The sequence below is a fragment of the Rhizobium sp. YJ-22 genome (assembly GCF_029601685.1).
Taxonomy (GTDB): Bacteria; Pseudomonadota; Alphaproteobacteria; order Rhizobiales; family Rhizobiaceae; genus Metarhizobium.
Genome location: NZ_JARRIR010000016.1, coordinates 48195 through 69067 on the forward strand (window position 1 = coordinate 48195; position 20873 = coordinate 69067).

18 protein-coding genes are annotated in these 20873 nt (G+C 63.9%); 16 read left to right on the plus strand and 2 right to left on the minus strand.

Translation table 11 applies throughout. The features are described from left to right. Nucleotides 1-10 precede the first annotated feature (10 nt). From hppD to P7F60_RS26390, 9 genes are all read left to right on the plus strand, one after another. The gene (gene hppD / locus P7F60_RS26350; protein WP_277920616.1) at nt 11-1120 is read left to right on the plus strand and encodes a 4-hydroxyphenylpyruvate dioxygenase; all 1110 of its coding nucleotides are present in this window, start codon (nt 11-13) and stop codon (nt 1118-1120) included. A gap of 61 nt (nt 1121-1181) precedes the next feature. Further along, nucleotides 1182-2540, plus strand: coding sequence for a homogentisate 1,2-dioxygenase (gene hmgA / locus P7F60_RS26355; protein ID WP_277920617.1), 1359 nt, complete (start codon nt 1182-1184; stop codon nt 2538-2540). Between the two features lie 35 nt (nt 2541-2575). Next, nucleotides 2576-3598 carry a fumarylacetoacetate hydrolase family protein gene (locus tag P7F60_RS26360; protein ID WP_277920618.1) on the plus strand — a complete coding sequence of 341 codons (1023 nt, stop codon included), beginning with the start codon at nt 2576-2578 and terminating at the stop codon, nt 3596-3598. Then, a complete protein-coding gene (maiA, locus tag P7F60_RS26365; protein WP_277920619.1) occupies nt 3598-4230 on the plus strand; it encodes a maleylacetoacetate isomerase in 633 nt (210 codons plus the stop codon). Before P7F60_RS26360 ends, maiA begins: the two co-directional genes overlap by 1 nt. Nucleotides 4231-4392: 162 nt before the next feature. Beyond that, on the plus strand, nt 4393-5139 hold the full coding sequence (locus P7F60_RS26370) for a transporter substrate-binding domain-containing protein (protein ID WP_277920620.1): 747 nt from the start codon (nt 4393-4395) through the stop codon (nt 5137-5139). Nucleotides 5140-5421: 282 nt separating this feature from the next. Further along, the gene (locus P7F60_RS26375) at nt 5422-7077 is read left to right on the plus strand and encodes an amino acid ABC transporter permease (RefSeq protein ID WP_277920621.1); all 1656 of its coding nucleotides are present in this window, start codon (nt 5422-5424) and stop codon (nt 7075-7077) included. A 4-nt stretch (nt 7078-7081) separates the two neighbouring features. Continuing rightward, nucleotides 7082-7744, plus strand: coding sequence for an SDR family oxidoreductase (locus P7F60_RS26380; RefSeq protein WP_347276901.1), 663 nt, complete (start codon nt 7082-7084; stop codon nt 7742-7744). Nucleotides 7745-7752: 8 nt separating this feature from the next. Next, nucleotides 7753-8787 carry a LacI family DNA-binding transcriptional regulator gene (locus P7F60_RS26385; RefSeq protein ID WP_277920623.1) on the plus strand — a complete coding sequence of 345 codons (1035 nt, stop codon included), beginning with the start codon at nt 7753-7755 and terminating at the stop codon, nt 8785-8787. Between the two features lie 25 nt (nt 8788-8812). Further along, entirely contained in the window at nt 8813-10813 is a 2001-nt protein-coding gene (locus tag P7F60_RS26390; RefSeq protein WP_277920624.1) for a beta-galactosidase, read from the plus strand. A gap of 150 nt (nt 10814-10963) precedes the next feature. Here the strand turns inward: P7F60_RS26390 and P7F60_RS26395 are convergent, their stop codons facing one another. Together P7F60_RS26395 and P7F60_RS26400 are read right to left on the minus strand one after the other, a co-directional pair. Further along, on the minus strand, nt 10964-12310 hold the full coding sequence (locus P7F60_RS26395) for an amidase (protein WP_277920625.1): 1347 nt from the start codon (nt 12308-12310) through the stop codon (nt 10964-10966). An 83-nt stretch (nt 12311-12393) separates the two neighbouring features. After that, nucleotides 12394-13320 carry a LysR substrate-binding domain-containing protein gene (locus P7F60_RS26400; protein ID WP_277920626.1) on the minus strand — a complete coding sequence of 309 codons (927 nt, stop codon included), beginning with the start codon at nt 13318-13320 and terminating at the stop codon, nt 12394-12396. 124 nt (nt 13321-13444) lie between these two features. Between P7F60_RS26400 and P7F60_RS26405 the strand changes: the two genes are divergently transcribed. From P7F60_RS26405 to P7F60_RS26435, 7 genes are all read left to right on the plus strand, one after another. Beyond that, nucleotides 13445-14698, plus strand: a complete 1254-nt coding sequence (locus tag P7F60_RS26405) for an aromatic ring-hydroxylating dioxygenase subunit alpha (RefSeq protein WP_277920627.1) — start codon at nt 13445-13447, stop codon at nt 14696-14698. Then, complete coding sequence (locus P7F60_RS26410; RefSeq protein ID WP_277920628.1) at nt 14688-15770, plus strand: hybrid-cluster NAD(P)-dependent oxidoreductase; 1083 nt, start codon at nt 14688-14690, stop codon at nt 15768-15770. The genes P7F60_RS26405 and P7F60_RS26410 overlap by 11 nt, the downstream gene beginning before the upstream one ends. 298 nt (nt 15771-16068) lie before the next feature. Continuing rightward, complete coding sequence (locus P7F60_RS26415; protein ID WP_277920629.1) at nt 16069-16968, plus strand: DMT family transporter; 900 nt, start codon at nt 16069-16071, stop codon at nt 16966-16968. A gap of 166 nt (nt 16969-17134) precedes the next feature. After that, the gene (locus P7F60_RS26420) at nt 17135-18229 is read left to right on the plus strand and encodes a methionine ABC transporter ATP-binding protein (protein ID WP_277920630.1); all 1095 of its coding nucleotides are present in this window, start codon (nt 17135-17137) and stop codon (nt 18227-18229) included. Continuing rightward, the gene (locus P7F60_RS26425; RefSeq protein ID WP_277920631.1) at nt 18219-18887 is read left to right on the plus strand and encodes a methionine ABC transporter permease; all 669 of its coding nucleotides are present in this window, start codon (nt 18219-18221) and stop codon (nt 18885-18887) included. The genes P7F60_RS26420 and P7F60_RS26425 overlap by 11 nt, the downstream gene beginning before the upstream one ends. A 42-nt stretch (nt 18888-18929) precedes the next feature. Beyond that, a complete protein-coding gene (locus P7F60_RS26430; protein WP_277920632.1) occupies nt 18930-19706 on the plus strand; it encodes a MetQ/NlpA family ABC transporter substrate-binding protein in 777 nt (258 codons plus the stop codon). Between the two features lie 173 nt (nt 19707-19879). Beyond that, on the plus strand, nt 19880-20854 hold the full coding sequence (locus tag P7F60_RS26435; protein WP_277920633.1) for a threonine/serine dehydratase: 975 nt from the start codon (nt 19880-19882) through the stop codon (nt 20852-20854). Nucleotides 20855-20873: the final 19 nt, after the last annotated feature.

Consider the following 20873-nt stretch of genomic DNA (forward strand, 5'->3'; position numbering starts at 1 on the left):
GGAGGAGAATATGGGTCCGTTTCCGCACGACGCTCCGGTGTCCGAGATCACCCAAGACAACCCGGCCGGCACCGATGGCTTCGAATTCGTCGAATTCGCCCATCCCGAGCCGGAAAAGCTGCGCGAGCTTTTTGCCCGCATGGGCTATGCGCCGGTCGCACAGCATAAGACGAAAGACATTACCCTCTGGCGTCAAGGCGATATCAACTACATCCTGAATGCCGAACCTGGTAGCCACGCCACCCGTTTCGTCGGCGAGCACGGTCCCTGCGCGCCGTCGATGGCCTGGCGCGTCGTCGATGCCGCCCATGCGTTTGAGCATGCGGTGGCGCAAGGCGCGGTGCCCTATGAGGGCGCGGACAAGACGCTGGATGTGCCGGCGATTGTCGGCATCGGCGGTTCGCTGCTCTATTTCGTCGACCGCTACAGCGCCCGGGGCTCGGCCTATGATGCCGAATTCGACTGGCTCGGCGTGCGCGACCCGAAGCCGGGAGGCGTCGGCTTCTATTATCTCGACCACCTGACCCACAATGTCTATCGCGGCAACATGGACAAGTGGTGGGATTTCTACCGCAACCTGTTCAACTTCAAGCAGATCCATTTCTTCGACATTGACGGGCGCATCACAGGCCTCGTCAGCCGGGCGATCACCTCGCCCTGCGGCAAGATCCGCATTCCGCTGAACGAATCCAAGGACGACACCAGCCAGATCGAGGAATTTTTGAAGAAATACAAGGGCGAAGGTATCCAGCACATCGCCGTCGGCACGGATGGCATCTACGAGGCCACCGACCGTCTCGCCGGGAACGGCCTGAAATTCATGCCCGGCCCGCCGGACACCTATTACGACATGTCATCCCAGCGCGTGAACGGCCATGACGAACCCATCGACAGGATGAAAAAGCATGGCATCCTCATCGACGGCGAAGGCGTGGTGAATGGCGGCATGACCAAGATCCTGCTACAGATCTTCTCGAAGACGGTGATCGGCCCGATCTTCTTCGAGTTCATCCAGCGCAAGGGGGATGAAGGCTTTGGCGAGGGCAATTTCCGCGCCTTGTTCGAGTCGATCGAGGCCGACCAGATCAAGCGCGGCGTCATCAGCACGGCGGCGGAATGATCTGATTGCATCCGGCGGCCCGCCCGGCGGGCCGCCGCACATATTGGGGAGGAGAATGGACATGGACCAGACGGTTTCGGAACGCGAGCGCCTTGCGACAACACACAACGGCCTTGCCTATATGCCGGGCTTCGGCAATGACTTCGAGACGGAGTCCCTGCCCGGCGCCCTGCCGCAGGGGCAGAACAGCCCGCAGAAATGCAATTACGGGCTTTATGCCGAGCAGCTTTCCGGCTCGCCCTTCACCGCCCCGCGCGGCACCAACGAGCGCTCCTGGCTCTATCGCATCCGCCCCAGCGTGCGCCATACCCGCCGTTTCGCCCATGCGGCCTATCCCTTCTGGAAATCCGCGCCCTGCCTCGACGAGCATTCGCTACCGCTCGGGCAGTTGCGCTGGGATCCGATCCCGATGCCCGAAGCGCCGGTGAATTTCATCGAGGGCATCCGCACCATGACGGCGGCCGGCGATGTCATGACCCAGGTCGGCATGGCGGCGCACGCCTATGCCTTCAATGCCGACATGATCGACGACTACTTCTTCGATGCCGATGGCGAGTTGCTGGTCGTGCCGCAGGTCGGCGCCATCCGGGTATTCACCGAAATGGGCATTATGGATGTCGAGCCGAACGAGATCTGTCTCATCCCGCGCGGCATGATGTTCAAGGTGACGCGACTGGGCGAGGCGGACGGCTGGCGCGGCTATATCTGCGAGAATTACGGCGCCAAGTTCACCATGCCGGATCGCGGGCCCATCGGCGCCAATTGCCTGGCCAATCCCCGCGATTTCAAGACGCCGGTCGCCGCCTATGAAGACAAGGAAACGCCCTGCCGCGTGCATGTCAAATGGTGCGGCAAGTTCTATGTCACCGAGATCGGCCATTCACCGCTCGATGTCGTCGCCTGGCACGGCAATTACGCGCCGTTCAAATACGATCTGCGCACCTTCTCGCCGGTCGGCGCCATTCTGTTCGACCATCCCGATCCGTCGATCTTCACGGTGCTGACCGCGCCGACCGAGGAAGCGGGCACCGCCAATGTCGATTTCGTGATCTTTCCGCCGCGCTGGATGGTGGCCGAGCATACCTTCCGCCCGCCCTGGTATCACCGCAACATCATGAGCGAATTCATGGGCCTGATCCATGGCCAGTATGACGCCAAGGAGCAGGGTTTCGTGCCCGGCGGCATGAGCCTGCACAACATGATGCTGCCGCATGGGCCGGATGCCGCCGGCTTCGAAAAGGCAGCGAATGCAGAGTTGAAACCCGTCAAGCTCGATCACACCATGGCGTTCATGTTCGAGACTCGCTATCCTCAGCAATTGACGAGATATGCGGCCGAGCTGGAAACCCTGCAGGACGACTATCTCGACTGCTGGGAGGGTCTCGAACGTCGCTTCGACGGCACGCCCGGTATTAAATAAACGGATAAGAACCCTCCGAGGCGGAATCGAAATTCATGAAGCTTGCAACCCTGAAGGACTCCACACGGGACGGTCGCCTGGTCGTCGTCTCCCGTGACCTGACGCTTTATTCCGAAGTCGGCCATATCGCCCGCACGCTGCAGGCAGCGCTCGACGATTGGGAGCATGTCGGCCCGCGCCTGGCGCTGATCGCCGAGGGCATCGAGACCGGCGGCCAGCCGACGCGGCGCTTCCACGAGCATGACGCCGCCTCGCCGCTGCCGCGCGCCTATCAATGGGCTGATGGGTCAGCCTATGTGAACCACGTCGAACTGGTGCGCAAGGCGCGCAATGCCGAGATGCCCGAGAGCTTCTGGACCGATCCGCTGATGTATCAGGGCGGCTCCGATGCCTTTCTCGGTCCGCGCGATGCGATCATCGTCGCCGACGAGGCCTATGGCATCGATCTCGAAGGCGAAGTCGCCGTCATCACCGGCGACGTGCCGATGGGCTGCGACGTCGAGACGGCGCGCAAGGCCATCCGGCTGGTGATGCTGGTCAACGACGTGTCGCTGCGCGGCCTCATCCCCGACGAACTGGCCAAGGGTTTCGGGTTCTTCCAGTCGAAACCGGCCTCCGCCTTCTCGCCGGTGGCGGTGACGCCGGAAGAGCTGGGCGACGCCTGGGATGGCGGCAAGCTGCACCTGCCGCTGCTGGTCTCGATCAACGGCAAGGCCTTCGGCAAGGCCAATGCCGGCGTTGACATGACCTTCGATTTCGGCCAGCTCGTCGCCCATGCGGCGAAAACCCGGGCGCTGGCCGCCGGCACGATCATCGGCTCCGGCACGGTCTCGAACAAGCGTGACGGCGGCCCCGGCAAGCCGGTGTCGGAGGGCGGAGACGGCTATTCCTGCATCGCCGAGATCCGCACCGTCGAAACCATCGAGAGGGGTGCTGCGAAAACCCCGTTCCTGAAGTTCGGCGACCAGGTGCGCATCGAGATGAAGGACCGCGCCGGCCATTCGATCTTCGGCGCCATCGAGCAGAACGTCGCCGCGCCCGCTGTCGCGGAGGAATGATGGACCGGCCGCTGCTTTACGGTTACTGGCGGTCTTCGGCGAGCTACCGGGTGCGCATCGCGCTCGGGCTTGCCGGCATCGACCATGATCGGAGGGCAATCGACCTCACGGCCGGCGAGCATCGCCGGCCGGATTACCTGGCGATCAACCCGCAAGGGCTGGTCCCGACGCTCGTCCTCGACGGCGCCGTGCTGACGCAATCGCTGGCAATCGTCGAATATCTGGCCGAGCGGCATCCCGATTGCGGGCTGCTGCCCGCCGATATCCTCGGGCGGCAGCGGGTGCGGGCGCTGAGTTATGCCGTCGCCATGGAAATCCACCCCGTCTGCAACATGCATGTCGCCGCCCATGTCGTGGAACTGACCGGCGATCCGCAAACGCGGGAAGACTGGATGCGGCATTTCATCGCCGATGGCCTGCGTAACCTGGAGGCGATGCTGGCATCGTCGGACGGCCCCTTCTGCCATGGCGACAGACCGGGTATGGCCGATCTCTGCCTTGTGCCGCAGGTCTACAATGCCCGCCGCTGGGGCGCCGATCTTACCGGCCTCGACCGTATCATCGACATCGACGCCCGCTGCACCGCACTGCCGGCCTTTGCAGACGCTCACCCGGACCGCGTCAAACCCTGATCTTTTTCATTCTGTCACACTCCCGGGCGAGAATCTGCAATCGGAAATAAAAACGTTTATATTTTATCTTGAAAACGTTTTTATTGGCTGATACCTCTTTTATAAGATCAGGCGACTTCGGGAGGAAGCCGGCTTGCATTCGCCATGCAGAGGAGGAGAAGCATGAAAAAACTCATCGTCACGCTCGCGCTTTCGGCGCTGATGTCCAGCGCGGCCTATGCGGCCGATCTCGGCGGCAAGCTGCTCAAGGTCGGCTCCGACACGACCTCGCCGCCGATGGAAAGCGTCGATACCGCCACCGGCCAGATCGTCGGCTTCGATGTCGACGTCGTCAACGCCGTCTGCGCCAAGATCAACTGCCAGGCCGAATTCGTCACCACCGGCTGGGACGGTATTTTTGCCGCGCTCGACCAGGGCAGCTTCGATCTTGTCGCCTCCGGCGTCTCGATCACCGACGAGCGCAAGAAGGCGATGGATTTCTCCGATCCCTACATCGTCAACAGCCAGGCCGTGCTGATGCGCGCCGCCGATCAGGGCGTTTCGCTTGCCGATTTCAAGGCGCATGGCAAGAAACTCTCGGCCCAGGCCAACACCACCGATGCGCAGGTCGCCGAAAAGGTGGTCGGCAAGGAAAACGTCGTCGCCTATGACAGCTTCAGCGCCGCGATCATCGCGCTGAAGAACAAGGACGTCGACGGCGTCGTCATCAACGGCGCCAATGCCGCCGCCTATGAGCGCGAATTCGCCGGCGAACTGGTGGTGGCGATCAAGGATCTGGAATCCGACCCGCTCGGCCTCGTCTTCCGCAAGGGCGACGAAAACGTCGCCGCCTTCAACGAAGGCCTGAAGGCGATCAAGGACGACGGCACGATGGCCAAGCTGGTCGATAAGTATTGGGGCCTGAAGTAAGCCTGCTCGGTAGGGCCACTGCATAAGGATGAGGCCGTCGCCGCGAAACCCCTTCTCCCCTCGGGGAGAAGGTCGCGGCAGCGGGATGAGGGGGATGCCGCAGGCAAGAAAACCCCTTCGTTTCGCTCACCCTCTCATCCGGCCCTTCGGGCCACCTTCTCCCCGAGGGGAGAAGGGAGCGGCGGAAGCGGCCTGCCCCAAGGCACCTGCCTACCCTTTTCTCCGAGTGTTGCCCTTTGTGCTTCCCTCGATTGATCTCCCAAAATATTCCCGGAGGGATGGATGTCGTTTTTGAGAAGCGTGCGTCCCAGCAATCTGATTCTCCTGACCGCGCTGCCCTTTATCGTCTATCTCTTCGCATCCTCGGGCGATTACCAGCGCTCGCTGAAGGCGATCCTCGGCGTCGAAAACGGCTCCTCGGCCTTCGTGCCCGGCTTTCTGCTGATGCTCGTCGCCTTTACCGCCGGCTTTGCCGTGCCGACCTTTGCCAGCGCCAAGGGTCGCAAGCCGCATTGGCTGCCGGTCGCAGCCGTGGTGAATATCCTCGGCGCCCTTGCCCTGCTGTGGAAGGAACTCGTCCATCCCTTTGTCGCCTCGGTGCTTGCCAATGGCGTCGATGCGTTCAAGTCGGATCTGATCGTCAAGGGCGTCACCCCGCGCCAGTTGACCGAAGCAGCCGACCTGATGCTGCGCGGCGTCGAAGGCTGGCTGTTTCCCGCCTATCTGGTGCTCAGCCTTGTCGGCCTCGCGCTGTTCTTCGCCGGCCGTCCAGCCGAGGGCGAGGATGCCGGGCCGTTGCGCCGCGCCGGCCGCTGGATTCTCGGCGGCATCAATGGCGTCGGGCTGGTCTTCGTCCTGTTCTTCGCCCATCTCGCCTTCGCCTCCGGCGTCGCGACCACGGTGCGCGCGGCCATTGCCGCCTATCTGCTGGCGGCGGCGCTCGGCCTCGTCTGGGTCGGGTTGCTGCAACTGCGCGCCAGCACCCGCACGACCAGCTATTTCGCCGCCGCAACGCTGCTGCTGGCGCTTGCCGCCGGCTGGTTCCTGATGCAGCCGAAGGATACCTATGTGCTGGCCGGGACGCTGCAAGGCAAGATCGGCATCGTCACCAACACCCCGGCCAGCTTCGTCAGCGGCGTGCGTTTCGGCCAATACGAGGGCGCGCCGGAAACGGAAACGCCGGTGCGCACCTTCGTCGGGCCGACCGAGGCGCTGGCCTCGATCGCCAGGAACGAGGGCGTCAGCGGCGCGCTGCTGCCCGCCGCCTCTGCCCCGGCCGACATGCCGGTGCTCTGGAAGGTCGAGGCGCTGAACGACCGCGACCGCGCCGCCGGCATTACCGTCGCCGTGCTCGCCATCGTGCTCGGGTTGTTGACCTTCGGCGGTTTCCTGCATTATCGCCATCCGCTGGCCGTGGGCTCGGAGCTGGTGGTCGATACGATCCGCGGCATCCCCATGCTGGTGATCGTCCTTTATGTCGGCCTGCCGCTTAGCGGCGCGTTGAAGGACGCGACGCAGGGCGTGCTCGATCCGCCGAACATCATGCGCGGCATCGTCGCCATGGCGCTCGCCTATTCGGCCTATCTGGCGGAAATCTTCCGCTCCGGCATCAATGCCATCCCGGTCGGCCAGATCGAGGCGGCCAAGAGCATCGGCCTCAACCGCTGGCAGACCGCCCGGCTGGTTATCCTGCCGCAGGCCTTCCGCATCGTCATTCCGCCGCTCGGCAACGAGCTGATCGCCATCCTCAAGGACACCTCGCTGCTGTCGATCCTGTCGATCCGCGACATCACCCAGCGGATGCGCGAATTCCAGTCGGCCAGCTTCCTGCCGTTTGCGCCCTATAATTCGGCGGCGATCTTCTACATCTTCCTGACGCTGGCGGCGGCGAGCCTCGTCAACATGGTCGAGCGCAGATATGACGTCAAACACCGCTGAAACCGTGCTGATCACCGGGGCCGGGCGCGGCCTCGGCAAGGCGCTCGCAGCGCTTTATGCCGCCAAAGGCTGGCAGGTGCTCTGCGCGCTGCGCGATCCCACCCACCATGATGGGCCGGGCGAAGCTGTGCTGCTCGATGTCGCCGACCCCGCCTCCATCGCGGCGCTCGGCGAAAACCTGCAAGGCGTCGCCATCGACCTCGTCATTAACAATGCCGGCATTCGCGGCGATACCGGCGGGCTTTCGACACTGGAACCGGAGAATTTTTCCGAGGTGATGACCGTCAATGCGCTGGCGCCGCTGCTGATAGCCCGTGCCCTGCACGGCAATCTGCTGGCCGGAAAAGCGCGCATTCTCGCCAATATCTCTAGCCGCGCCGGCTCGCTCGCGGAAGGCATCATCGACGACGATGACGGCGATTATGCCTACCGCTGCTCCAAGGCGGCGCTGAACATGGCGACGGTGCTGCTGGCGCGGGATTTCCGCCGCGACGGCATCGCCGTCCTGTCGCTGCATCCCGGCTGGGTGCGCACCGACATGGGCGGCGACGAAGCGGTGGTGACGGTGGAAGACAGCGCCGCCGGCATCAAACGCATTCTCGACGGCGCAAGCCTGGCTGACAGCGGCAGTTTCCACGCCTATGACGGGCAACGGGTAGCGTGGTGAGCGAGCAGATGCAGAGACCGACGATCAAGACCATCGCGCAGGAGACCGGGCTTTCCATCGCCACCGTCTCCAAGGCGCTGAACAACTCGCCGCAGGTGCGCCCGGAAACGCGCAGCCTCGTGCTGGCGGCGGCCGAACGCATCGGGTATGAACTCAACATGCATGGCGTGCAGTTGCGCACCGGCAAGACCTATCAGGTGGCGGCGATCATGCCCGCCCCCGGCCCGCGGCAGAACGAATGGGAAGGCGTCGAATACGCCCAGCTTCTCAGCGGCATTACCTGGGCGCTGGAAGACAGCCCCTACCGCGTCTCGCTCTATGCCGTGCGCAATTTCGAGGAGAGCCTCGCCACGATCAAGCAGATCGTCACGCTGAAGAAGGCGGACGGCATCATCTTTTCCGGCACGCGCGCCGACGATCCGCGCATCCGGCTGATGCAGGAGGCGGATTTTCCCTTCGTCACCTATGGCACGACGATCCACAATGCCCCCCACGCCTTCGTCGATGCCGATAACGAGCAGATGATCCGTGTCTCCATGGCTCGTCTCGTGGCGCGCGGCCATCGCCGCATCGCGCTTCTCAATCCGATGGCCGATCTCAGCTATGCCATCACCCGGCTGGATGCCTATCGCATGGCGCTGGAAGTGGCGGGACTGAACTTCGATCCGGTGCTGATCGCCCATGGCCACCTGACGCCGGCCTTCGGCCGCGAAAGCGTGCTTGCCATGTCGGCGCTTGCCGATCCGCCGACCGCCTATATCTGCGCCAATGAAGCGGCAGCGTTAGGCGCCATGTCCGGCTTTCATGCGCGCGGGCTGGTGCATGGCCGCGATGCGGTCATCAATGCGACAGACGATCTGAATGTCAGCCAGTATTTCGTGCCGCCGATCACCACTTTCTTCCTGCCGATCGGCGAGCCGAGCAGCCTGCTCGGCACCACCATCCTGCGGCGCATGGAGGGCGAGCCGCCCGAGGCACTGCAAACCCTGTTGATGCCCGACCTGATCGAGCGTTGCGACGATCGGCTGGTGCCGGATCGATGAAATTCAGACAAAACAAAGGAATGCCATGACTGCCCCGATCCCCTTTCAGCCCGACACAACGCAAAGCGACCGGCTGGAACTCGGCGTCTGCTATTACCCGGAGCAATGGCCGCGCGAAAAATGGGAAGACGATGCCCGCCGCATGAAAGAGTTGGGCCTCGCCTGGGTGCGCATCGGCGAATTCGCCTGGGCGCATATGGAGCCGCGTCCGGGCGAGCTTCGCTGGGAATGGCTGGACGAGGCCATCGACGTGCTCGGCCGCGCCGGGCTGAAAGTCATTTTGGGCACGCCGACCGCCGCGCCGCCGAAATGGCTGGTCGACCTATATCCCGATATCCTGCCGGTCGGCGAAAACGGCATAGTGCGCAAATTCGGCGCTCGCCGGCACTATTGCTTTTCCAGCCGCAGTTACGCCCGCGAAGCCGCCCGCATCGTCGAGGCGATGGCGGCGCGTTACGGCGCGCATCCCTTTGTGCATGCCTGGCAGACCGACAACGAATATGGCGACCACGATACCATCTACAGCTATTCGAATGAGGCCGAGCGCGCCTTCCGCCTGTGGCTCGCCGAGCGTTACGGCTCCATCGAGGCATTGAATACCGCGTGGGGCACGAATTTTTGGTCGATGCGCTACGGCACGTTCGACGAGATCGATTTGCCGAACAATCTCGTCGAGGAGCCGAGCCCGACGCATCTGGTCGATTTCATCCGCTTCTCCTCCGACCAGGTGAAAAACTTCAACCGCACGCAGGTCGATATCCTGCGCTGCCATGCGCCCGGCCGGCCGGTGACCCATAATTTCATGGCCAACAACTTCGATTTCGACCATTACGAGGTCGGCGAAGACATCGATATCGCCTCCTGGGACGTCTATCCCATGGGCGGGCTGATCAACGGCCGGCTGTCGGAGGCGGACAAGGAGCGCTATCTGCGCACCGGCGACCCCGACCAGACGGCCTTTTACCATGATCTCTACCGCGCCGTCGGGCGCGGCCGGGTGTGGGTGATGGAACAGCAGCCGGGGCCGGTCAACTGGGCCTCCCACAACCAGGCGCCGGCCGATGGCATGGTGCGGCTGTGGACCTGGCTCGCCTATTCCCATGGCGTCGACATGGTCTCCTATTTCCGCTGGCGGCAGATCCATTCTGCGCAGGAGCAGTTCCACGCCGCCCTGCTGCTGCCGAATGGCGAGCCGGATCAGGGCCATCTCGAAGTGGCGCAGGTGATCGCCGAAGTCGACCGCCTGCCGAAGGGCGAGCGCCGCGAGGCGGCCAAGGTGGCGCTGGTGGTCGACTATCCCTCGCGCTGGGCAAGCCGCGCTCTGCCGCAAGGCCGCAGCTACCAGGCGACCGCCATCGCGCTCGACTGGTATGCCGCCCTGTCGCGCCTTGGCGTCGATGTCGACATCGTCGGTCAGCATTCCGATCTCGACGCCTACGCGCTGGTGCTGGCCCCCGACCTGCTGATCGCCGACGCCGCCTTCGTCGCCAAGCTGAAGCGGAGCAAGGCAAAGGCCCTGTTCGGCCCGCGTAGCGGCAGCAAGACGGTGGAGATGCATATTCCTGCCGATTTGCCGCCCGGCCCACTGGCGGACCTCATCGACCTCAAGGTGACACGGGTGGAATCCCTGCCCGAATTCCACAGCGAAACCGTACTTTACGGTAACGAGATGCACGCCTCCCGCGTTTGGCGCGAAACCATCCGCAGTCCGGAAACGGTGCTCGCCCGCTTCTCCGGCGATTACCGCGACGGCGCGCCGGCGCTGGTCGGCAATGACAAGGCGCGTTATCTCGCCGCCGGCGCGCAAGGCGATTTCCTGATGAAGGTGATCGGCGATGCGCTCGACTGGGCCGGCGTCGCGCGCCTGCCCGATCTCGGCGACCTGCGCCTCGCCCGTCGCGGCGCGCTGCGCTTCGCCTTCAACTACGGCAAAGGCCCGGCCGAAGTGCCGGCTGGGCCCGATGCTGTCTTCCATGTCGGCGGGCGCATGCTGGCGCCGGTCGATGTCGCCGTCTGGACGGAATAAGTCAGACGCCGACAAGGCCCAATACCCTCTCTTTCGTCATGCTCGGGCTCGTCCCAAGCATCTGCCGGCGCATCCAAAAAATTCAACGTTTGTAGATGCTCGGCACAAGGCCGAGCATGACGAAGAGTATGTGGGCCAGTTTGTCTTCAATCAGGCGGCGAGCGCTGTCTCGACGGCTTCGGCTGTCGCGAACAGGGCGGCGTCGTGGCCGCCGGCGGCGGAGAGCATCAGCCCGGCCGGCGCTTCGCCTGATACGTGCATCGGCAGCGAGATCGAGCAGCCATCCATGACGTTGATCAGCGTCGGATTGCGCAGCATGGTCATGTTGACGCGGGTGAACAGATCCTCGTCGGCCTCCAGATCCGCGATGCGCGGCGCGATCATCGGCACGGTCGGCATGACCACTGCATCGAAGGGGGCGATGACGGCCTCGATGCGGCGAATGAAATCCGCGCGCCGGCCGATCAGTTCGACGTAATCGGCCGCACTCTGCTCCTGCCCGCGCATGATGCGCTTCAGCACCCGGCCGTCATATTCGCTGCCGCGCTCGGCGATCAGCTTGCGATGCCAGGCGAGCGCCTCCGGCGGCGCGAAACCGCCCTTGGCATTGATCGAGGCAACCTCGGCAAATTCCTTGAGCGGCAGCACGGTGATGCGCGCGCCGGCCGCTTCGAGTTGCTTCAGCCGCCGTTCGAACAGTTCGGCGACATAGGGCTCGATATCGTCGAAGGCGACGGTCTGCGGCACGGCGAGGCGCAGGCCCGCAATGTCGCGCGCCGGCATGGCCGGGAGCGCCTGCCCGCTCATGACCTCATGGACGATGCGGCAGCAATCGACGCTCGGCGCCATCGAGCCGATGGAATCCAGCGTCATCGACAGCGGCACCACACCTTCACGGGAAACGGAGCCGGCCGTCGGCTTGTAACCGACCGTGCCGCAAAGCGCTGCCGGAATGCGGCAGGAACCGCCGGTATCCGAGCCGATGCCGGCTGCCGCCATGCCGTCGGCGACGGAAACGCCGGCCCCGGAGGACGAGCCGCCGGGAATGCGCCGCGCCGCCCGGTCCCAAGGGCTGGAGGGCGTACCATAATGCGGATTGAGGCCGAGGCCGGAAAAGGCGAATTCGGTCATGTTGGTGCGGCCGACGACGACGAAACCCGCCGCCTTCAGCCGGGCAATCGCCGGCGCATCCTGTTTCGCCGGGGCGGAATCGGCATGAGCCGTGGAGCCGGCCGGAGTCGGCTCGCCCTTGAGGTCGAACAGATCCTTCACCGAGATCGGGATGCCGGCATAGGGCGACGGTGCGGCGCCCGCAGCGCGCAATCCGTCATGGGCGGCGGCAGCGGCCAACGCCTGCTCGGCATGCACCGTGACGAAGGCGCGCTCGCCCTCCCCCTGCGGATCGCGGATGCGATCCAGCGCCCGGCGCACCATCTGCACCGCATTTTCGCGCCCGCTTTCCAGCGCCTCGGCCCGCGCCTTCAATGTCTCCAGCATTGCCTAACCCTCCGTCACCTTCGTCCCGCATGGGATAATCGATTTGCAGGGAGTGGCAACCTTTTTTGCCGGCTTGGGACGGTTTAGGGATCCGATTGAACGAAGGGTTGCAGGGAGACGCTTCGCAGCCATTCGATGAACTGGCGCACGCTGTCCTTCGACCGCTTGCGGGCGGGGACGACGACGAAATAGGCGGCGCGGGTGCGGATCGAGGCGTCGGTAAGGCGCACCAGTCGGTTCTGCTGCAGCAGGTCGGCGACCAGGCGATGCCAGCCAAGCGCGATGCCCTGGCCGTTCATAGCGGCATAGATCGCCTCGCTGTAGAAGCTGCAGCGCAGGCCGCGGCCCTTCTTCGGCGCCTTGATTGAAAAAGCCGCCAGCCACTCGTCCCAGCCGGTCCAGGTGGGATCGCCGATATCACTGGAAATCAGCGGATGGGCAATCAGGTCCTGCGGCGTGCGGATCGGATCGTGGGACTGGGCGTATTCGGCGCTGCAAATTGGAAAGATGTCGTCCTCGAACAGGAGTTCGGCATGTCCATCCGGCCAGATGCCGGTGCCGTAGCGTATCGCCAGATCCACCTCGTCCGCATCGATGCTCGCCACCGCATCCTGGGTGATGATACGCAATTTCACATCCGGGAAGGCGCGCGAAAAGGCGGCGATGCGCGGCAGCAGCCAGAAATGCGAAAAGGAGATTGTCGCCGAGATCGCCAGTTCGTCGTCGCGCCGTTCCGCCCGCAACTCGGCGACGGTATCGGCGATCAGGCCGAAGGCATCGCCGGTGGCCGTCGCCAGCAGCCTGCCTTTCTCCGTCAGTTCGATCCTGCGGTGCAGCCGTCGAAACAGCGGAAAGCCGAAATCTTCCTCAAGCAGATGGATCTGCCGGCTGACGGCAGCCTGTGTTACCCCCAGCTCCGCCGCAGCGCGCGTAAAACTCGCCAGCCGCGCCGCGGCCTCGAAGGCCGTCAGAGCGGTGAGCGGCGGCAACTTCTTTCTGAGGTTGGTCATGCCTTCATCTTCCCATTACATCCGGTAATGCCAGGCGCGCTTATTTGTGCCGTTGTGCTTTGAGGGAAATTGATCAATCGTACTTTTATCATGCCGTGTCGCCGGCAAAACATGAGGTGGAATTATGCTGCAGACCTTCGCTTCTCCCATATCGGCCCTGCTCGATGCAAGGGCAGAGGGCCATTCGCTTCCGGCCGGGCTTTACACGCGCGAGGATGTGTTCGAGGCGGATCTGGACGTCTTCTTCCGCCAGCACTGGATCTGCATCGGCGTCGAATGCGACGTGCCGGAGCCGGGCGATGCGACTGTCGTCGATATCGGCAAGACCAGCCTCATCCTGCTGCGCGACGATGACGGCGAAATCCGCGTCATGCACAATGTCTGTCGCCATCGCGGCGCCCGCCTGCTCGATCCCGGCAAGACGATCGTTTCGAAACTCGTCTGTCCCTACCACACCTGGGCTTACGAGCTGAGCGGCGAACTGGCCTATGCCCCGCATATGGGCAAGGCGTTCGACAAGGAATGCCGCAGCCTCAAGCCGGTGACCTTCAAGGTGATCGGCGGCCTGATCTATATCTGTCTCTCCGAAAATCCGCCCGCGGATATCGACAATCTCGAGCAGGTGATGGCCGAACGCCTCGCCCCTTACGGCATCGCCAATGCCAAGATCGCGCATGAGGTCGATGTCATCGAGAAAGGCAACTGGAAGCTGACGATCGAGAACAATCGCGAATGCTACCATTGCTCGGCCAACCATCCTGAGCTGTGCGTTTCCTTCGTCGACCTCGATTTCGGCTTCGATCCCGAAAGCCTGAGCCCGGAGGACCAGGCGCAGGCGGAGGAGCATTTCAAGCTCTATGCCGAGCGCACGCAGCAATGGGAGGCCGAGGGTTATCCGTCCGCCGCCGTCGAGCAGCTTGTGGATTGCGCCACCAATTTCCGCACCCAGCGGCTGATCATCTCCGGCGCCGGCGAATCCCAGACGCCGGATGCGACCGCGGCCTCGGCAAAACTGCTCGGCAGCATGACCCGCAAGGATCTCGGCGACACCCATCTGTGGGGCCACAATAGCTGGAAGCATTTCATGGGCGACCATGCGGTGGTGTCGTTCATCATTCCGCTGTCGGCCGACCGGACGCTGGTGCGCACCAAGTGGCTGGTCCACAAGGATGCGGTCGAAGGCGTCGATTACGAGCTGGACAAGCTTACCGACGTCTGGATCGCCACCACCGACCAGGATTCCGAACTCGTTGCCCGCTCCCATGCCGGCGTCGAGGATCCGGCCTATGTTCCCGGCCCCTATTCGCCGTTCACCGAAACCAATCTCGACAAGTTCGCGACATGGTACATCGACCGGATGCGCGCCCATGGATATTAAGAGCCTGGCTGCCGCCGAGCGCCCGCATTCGGCCGCCCTCTGGAACCGCGATGCCGACGAAGATCTCGTCTGCATCGATATCCACTCCGAAACCCATGACGTGAAGACCTTCACCTTCGCGTCGCCGCATGGGAAACGCTTCGCCATCGAGGCGGGGCAATATTTTCTGTTCGACCTGGAAATCGGCGGCGATGCCGAAAGCCGCTGCTACAGCGTCTCCTCCTCGCCGCGGCGCGACAATGCCTTCTCGATCACCGTCAAGCGCGTCGCCGGCGGGCTGGTTTCGAACTGGCTGCACGACAATCTCGGCCCCGGCTCCAAAATCAAAGCCAACGGTCCGCTCGGGCATTTCATCCGCCCTGCCGCGAAGAAATACCTGTTCCTGTCGGGCGGTTCGGGGATCACCCCCGTCATGTCGATGGCGCGAGAGCTTGCCGATACCTGCGAGCCGGCCGACGTCGTCTTCCTGCATGCCGCGCGCAGCCCGAAGGATCTGATCTTCCGCGACGAACTCGCCTGTCTGGCCGCCCGGGTGAAGGGGCTGCGGCTACATTTCCTGCCGGAAACGGTTCTGGGCGAGGCGCAATGGCCGGGGCTGACCGGGCGCATCTCCACCGACTATATGAAACTCGCCGTGCCCGATCTCGCCGAGCGCATCGTCATGTGCTGCGGCCCGGCGCCCTTCATGGCCGCCGCGCGGGCCATCACCGCCGCGCTTGGCGTTCCCGCCGCGCAGTATATCGAGGAAAGCTTTGACGCCGTCGTCATCGACGACGTGGACATTCCCGTGGTGGAGGAAGCGGCGGCGCGGATTTTCCAGGTCGAATTCGCCAAGCAGGGACGCAAGATCGAGGTCACCGGCGAGCAGACCGTGCTTTCCTGCGCCAAGAAGTCGGGCGTCAAGCTGCCCTCTTCCTGCTCCAACGGCGTGTGCGGCACTTGCAAGTCGAAACTCATTTCCGGCACCGTCGACATGAACCACAATGGCGGCATCCGGCAACGCGAAATCGATGCCGGGATGTTCCTGCCCTGCTGCTCCAAACCGCTCAGCGACCTCGTCATCGAACGCTGATCGAGATGGCGGCGCCGTTGCGAATCGGGCGCCGCTCCTTTTTTCTCGCCCATTTCCGGCGAGATGTTCGCGTAGGAAACCGCGAACGGAACCCCGGCAGGACCGCGTGCAGCCGAACGGCTCTTGATCTGCCATCCCCGACCGACTAACACAGGGCTCGCCTGAACCTTCGGGATGCGTCGTACGACGTCTTCTCCTGTCCGCGAGGCCGGTCCCGCTCGATACCACCATGCATCGATCGCGTCATCGGCGGCCGCATTCGGCCGGAGCCGTTTCCGGCGCAGATTTCGAGGTAGTCATGAGTTCCGGACTGGTCGATACGAAACCGCTGGCGGGCATTGCACTCGCAACAGCCGGATATTCCTGTTTCGCCATGCAGGATGCCCTGGTGAAATGGCTGGTCGCGACCTATGAGGTTCCACAAATCCTGTTCATGCGCAGCCTCGTCATCGTGCTGGTCTCGGGCGTGCTGATACGCGTGCGCCGGCATCCGTCGATCTTGAAAAGCCCCTATCGCGGCACGGTCGTGCTGCGCGCCGCCCTGATGCTCGTCGCCTGGATGTTGTTTTATAATTCCGCGCGCTATCTCGGCCTTGCGGAACTGACGACGCTCTATTTCTCAGCGCCGATCATCACCGTCTTCCTTTCGATTCTGGTGCTCAAGGAGGCGGTCGGCGCCGGCCGCTGGATTGCATGCGTCGGCGGTTTCGTGGGCGTGGTGATCGCCGCCAATCCCTCGCATTCGCCCAATCTGATCCCGGCCGCGATGTGTCTGGTGGCCGGCTTCTGCTGGGCCTGGAGCACCATCCTCATCCGGCTGGTCAGCCGCAGCGAGAGCACGCTGACGCAGATGTTCGCCACCAGCCTGCTGTTCGGCATCGCCTGCGCCGCCGCCTTTCCGTGGATTTGGCGCACCCCGGACGCGCAAGGCTGGATGCTGATGATCGCCCTCGGCGTCATCGCCACGATCGGCCAGTTCCTGCTCTATGAAGGCTTCCGTTATGCGCCGGCCTCGGCGTTGGCGCCGGTCGAATATACCGGGCTGATCTGGGCCTTCCTCTACGGCTACATGATCTGGGCGGAAATCCCAGCCTGGAACGTGTTCGCCGGCGCGCTGCTGATCGTCGCCTCCAGCATGGTGCTCGTCCTCTGGGAGCGGCGCGGCGAAATGCCGTCACGGAAACGCACTGTTTCCTAGATTTACGGCAATTAACGGTTTAATCCGCCCGGCGACGGTGATACCAGCACATCATCCCATGCCGCTCACCGCCATGGGGCGCCTTTTATCGAGCGCCTTGCATCTTCGCAGGCGACGGCGGCGATGCTATCTGGCCGCCATGATGGACTCAAGAGCGTGAACTGAAATGACACTTTCAACCGCCGCAGGCAGCGCCGCACCGCAGGAAGGGGTCGCGTCCGCGCCCATGGTCCTGTTCGAGGGCATCAGCAAACGTTTTGGCGACGACGCCAACGCCTTCGTCGCGCTTGACGGCATCGACATGGCCGTCGACCGTGGGGCGATCACCGGTATCATCGGCCGCTCCGGTGCCGGCAAATCGACGCTGATCCGGCTGGTCAACGGACTGGAAAAGGCCAGCGCCGGCCGCGTCGTCGTCGATGGCACCGAGGTCGGCGGGCTGAACGATGCGGGCCTTCGTAGCCTGCGCCGCGAGATCGGCATGATCTTCCAGCATTTCAACCTGCTCTCCTCGCGCACCGCCTTCGACAACATCGCCCTGCCGCTGGAAATCGCCGGTTTCGGCGCTGCGGACATCAAGGCGAAGGTTGGCCCGCTGCTCGATCTCGTCGGCCTCGGCGATAAGGCGGAGCGCTATCCGTCCGAACTGTCCGGCGGCCAGAAGCAGCGCGTCGGCATTGCCCGCGCGCTCGCGACATCGCCGAAACTGCTGCTCTCCGACGAGGCGACCTCCGCCCTCGACCCCGAGACGACGCAATCGATCCTCGCGCTTCTCAAGCAGATCAACGCCGATCTCGGCCTGACGGTGCTGCTGATCACGCATGAGATGGAGGTGGTCAAGACCATCGCCACGCATGTCGCCGTCATCGACCGGGGGCGCATCGTCGAGCAAGGCCCGACCTTCGGAATCATCACCGCGCCGCAACACGAGACGACACGTATCCTTCTCGCCTCGACGGTCGGCACCAACCTGCCGGAATGGCTGCGCAGCGGCCTGAAGCCGGAGCCGTCCGCGGGCGACCGCGTCCTCGTGCGTCTCACTTTCTTCGGCGCGACCGCCTTCCAGCCGCTGACGGCGCAACTCGTCACCGAGATCGGCGGCAGCGTCAACATTCTCGCCGGCGCCATCGAGGAGATCGCCGGGGACCCCTTTGGCACGCTGGTCGTCGCGTATCCGGCGACACCGGACATCCTAGACCGCGCCAACCGCTTCTACGCCGCAACCGGCCTTGCCACGGAGGTGCTCGGCTATGTCGCCTGAGATGCTGTTCGACCTGCTCTGGAAGTCGTTGCTGCAGACGCTGCACATGGTCGCCGTGTCGGGCCTGGTCGGCTCGCTGGTCGGCCTGCCGATCGGCGTCTTCTTGGCCACCAGCGGCCGCAACGAGCTGTTTCCCGCCCCGGCGCTGAACCGCGCGGTCGGGCTCGTCGTCAATGCGGCGCGCTCGACGCCGTTCATCATCCTCGTCGTGGCGATCATCCCGCTGACCCGCCTTTTGACCGGCACGTCGATCGGCACCAGCGCCGCTATCGTGCCGCTGACCATCGCCACAGTGCCCTTCTTCGCGCGCCTGGTGGAGGCGGCGATCCGGGATGTCGACAAGGGGCTGATCGAGGCCGCCCGCGCCATGGGCGCAACGCCGATGCAGATCGTCTTGAAGGTATTGCTCGCCGAGGCGCGGCCGGCAATCCTGCTTGCCTTCACCATGACCATCGTCAGCCTGATCGGCTATTCGGCCATGGTCGGCGCGGTCGGCGGTGGCGGTCTCGGCGATCTCGGCATTCGCTACGGCTACCAGCGTTTCATGCCCGAGGTGATGCTGGCGGTCGTCGTCGTGCTGATCGTGCTTGTGCAACTGGTGCAGAGCGCCGGCGACGCGCTGGCGCGGCGCTTCGACAAGCGCAACCGCAAGAGCTGATTTTCCTCCTCCCAAGTCCGTGTAACCATCAAGGAGATACACATGTTGAAGTTTCTCGCCACCGCGGCCATCGCCGCCCTCATCAGCGTTCCGGCGCTCGCCGAAGACATCAAGATCGGCGTGACGCCCGGCGAGCACGCGCAGATCATGGAAAAGGTCAAGGAAGTCGCCGCCAAGAAGGGCCTCAACATCGAGATCCTCGAATTCTCCGACTATGTCGTGCCGAACCAAGCGCTCGCCGATGGCGATCTCAACGCCAATTCCTTCCAGCACCAGCCCTATCTTGATAACCAGATCGCCGATCGCGGCTTCGATCTGGTCAGCGTCGGCAAGACGATTACAACCCCGATGGGTGTCTATTCCAAGAAGGTGAAGACGCTCGGCGAGCTTGCCGACGGCGCCACCGTCGCCATCCCCAACGACCCGACGAATGGCGGGCGCGCGCTTCTCGTCCTCGCCAAGGAAGGTCTGATTAAGGTCAAACCGGATGCCGGCCTGAAAGCGACCGCCGCCGACATCACCGAAAACCCGAAGAACATCCAGATCGCCGAACTCGACGCCGCCCAGTTGCCGCGCTCGCTCGATGACGTCGACGCGGCGGTCATCAACACCAACTACGCCATGGAAGCCGGCCTGCATCCCAAGACCGACGCCATCGCCATCGAAGGCAGCGAGTCCCCCTACGCCAACGTCATCGTCGTCCGCCGCGCTGACAAAGACGCCCCCTGGGTCAAGACGCTGGTCGAGTCCTACCACGACGACAGCATCAAGGCCTTCATCAACGATCAGTTCAAGGGTGCCCTGATCGCGTCATGGTAGTCGACGACAGGATGTGAAGACCCGCGAACGGTGTGAGGGCTCTTCCGGAAGGAGGGGCCTTCGCGTCAGACGGTGAGCGCCGGTTTCACGGTGTCACCCTGACAAGAATGCACATTCCCACGGATGCGACGCTGATCTATGGATTGGGCAGCAAACAGCCCGGAAGCGTGTTTATGACATCCATCGAAATGATCGCCGCCGCCCGCGCCCGCCTGCAGGGCCATATCCGCCGCACGCCATTATTGTCGTCGCCGTTCCTCGATGAGATGGCCGGGCGGCGCGTCTTCGTAAAGGCGGAATGCCTGCAGCATACCGGTTCGTTCAAGTTTCGGGGCGGCTGGTCCGCGCTTTCGGGGCTGGGGCCGCAGGTTCGCAGCCGTGGCGTGATCGCGTTTTCCTCGGGAAACCATGCGCAAGGGGTCGCCCTTGCCGCAAAGCGGCACGACGTTCCCTCGGTGATCATCATGCCCGCCGACGCGCCCCGGCTGAAGATCGAGAATACGCGCGCCTTCGGCGCTGATGTCGTTCTCTACGACCGCGAAAAGGAAGATCGTGACGCCATCGGCGCCCGTTTGTCCGAGGAGCGTGGTCTCACCTTGATAAAGCCGTTCGACGACCCGCTGGTCATCGCCGGCCAAGGCACGACCGGCCTCGAAATCGCCGAGCAGGCGGATGAGGGAGGCATTCGGGCGGCCGAGGTTCTGGTGCCCTGCGGCGGCGGCGGACTGAGCGCCGGCATCGCGCTCGCCTTGGAAGCGCACGCGCCGCATTTCACCCTCCGCACCTGCGAGCCCGAGCATTTCGAAGATACCGCCCGCTCGCTGCGCTCCGGGACGACCACGCGAAACGCCGCCATCTCCGGCTCCATTTGCGATGCGATATTGACGCCGGAACCCGGCAAGCTCACCTTTCCCATCCTCAAGCGTCTCGCGGCCGCCGGGATCGCGGTGACGGACGAGGAAGCCCTGCGCGCCATGGCGCTCGCCTTCAAGCGTCTGAAAATCGTCGTCGAGCCCGGCGGCGCCGTCGCGTTGGCCGCCGCCTTGTTCCACGGCAAGGCGTTGGAAAGCGACACTGTCATCGCCGTCGCTTCCGGCGGCAATGTCGATACGGCGGTGTTCTCGATGGCGCTCGAACGCTTCGGCTGATCCAGAAGCCCCGACCTCC

What these genes read in the sequence shown, in the direction of transcription:
- hppD (WP_277920616.1), top strand. Translation starts at nt 11, where the DNA reads ATGGGTCCGTTTCCGCACGACGCTCCGGTGTCCGAGATCACCCAAGAC.
- P7F60_RS26375 (WP_277920621.1), top strand. Translation starts at nt 5,422, where the DNA reads ATGTCGTTTTTGAGAAGCGTGCGTCCCAGCAATCTGATTCTCCTGACC.
- P7F60_RS26385 (WP_277920623.1), top strand. Translation starts at nt 7,753, where the DNA reads ATGCAGAGACCGACGATCAAGACCATCGCGCAGGAGACCGGGCTTTCC.
- P7F60_RS26360 (WP_277920618.1), top strand. Translation starts at nt 2,576, where the DNA reads ATGAAGCTTGCAACCCTGAAGGACTCCACACGGGACGGTCGCCTGGTC.
- P7F60_RS26395 (WP_277920625.1), bottom strand. Translation starts at nt 12,310, where the DNA reads ATGCTGGAGACATTGAAGGCGCGGGCCGAGGCGCTGGAAAGCGGGCGC.
- P7F60_RS26400 (WP_277920626.1), bottom strand. Translation starts at nt 13,320, where the DNA reads ATGACCAACCTCAGAAAGAAGTTGCCGCCGCTCACCGCTCTGACGGCC.
- P7F60_RS26410 (WP_277920628.1), top strand. Translation starts at nt 14,688, where the DNA reads ATGGATATTAAGAGCCTGGCTGCCGCCGAGCGCCCGCATTCGGCCGCC.
- P7F60_RS26425 (WP_277920631.1), top strand. Translation starts at nt 18,219, where the DNA reads ATGTCGCCTGAGATGCTGTTCGACCTGCTCTGGAAGTCGTTGCTGCAG.
- P7F60_RS26415 (WP_277920629.1), top strand. Translation starts at nt 16,069, where the DNA reads ATGAGTTCCGGACTGGTCGATACGAAACCGCTGGCGGGCATTGCACTC.
- P7F60_RS26435 (WP_277920633.1), top strand. Translation starts at nt 19,880, where the DNA reads ATGACATCCATCGAAATGATCGCCGCCGCCCGCGCCCGCCTGCAGGGC.
- P7F60_RS26405 (WP_277920627.1), top strand. Translation starts at nt 13,445, where the DNA reads ATGCTGCAGACCTTCGCTTCTCCCATATCGGCCCTGCTCGATGCAAGG.
- P7F60_RS26370 (WP_277920620.1), top strand. Translation starts at nt 4,393, where the DNA reads ATGAAAAAACTCATCGTCACGCTCGCGCTTTCGGCGCTGATGTCCAGC.
- maiA (WP_277920619.1), top strand. Translation starts at nt 3,598, where the DNA reads ATGGACCGGCCGCTGCTTTACGGTTACTGGCGGTCTTCGGCGAGCTAC.
- hmgA (WP_277920617.1), top strand. Translation starts at nt 1,182, where the DNA reads ATGGACCAGACGGTTTCGGAACGCGAGCGCCTTGCGACAACACACAAC.
- P7F60_RS26390 (WP_277920624.1), top strand. Translation starts at nt 8,813, where the DNA reads ATGACTGCCCCGATCCCCTTTCAGCCCGACACAACGCAAAGCGACCGG.
- P7F60_RS26430 (WP_277920632.1), top strand. Translation starts at nt 18,930, where the DNA reads ATGTTGAAGTTTCTCGCCACCGCGGCCATCGCCGCCCTCATCAGCGTT.
- P7F60_RS26420 (WP_277920630.1), top strand. Translation starts at nt 17,135, where the DNA reads ATGACACTTTCAACCGCCGCAGGCAGCGCCGCACCGCAGGAAGGGGTC.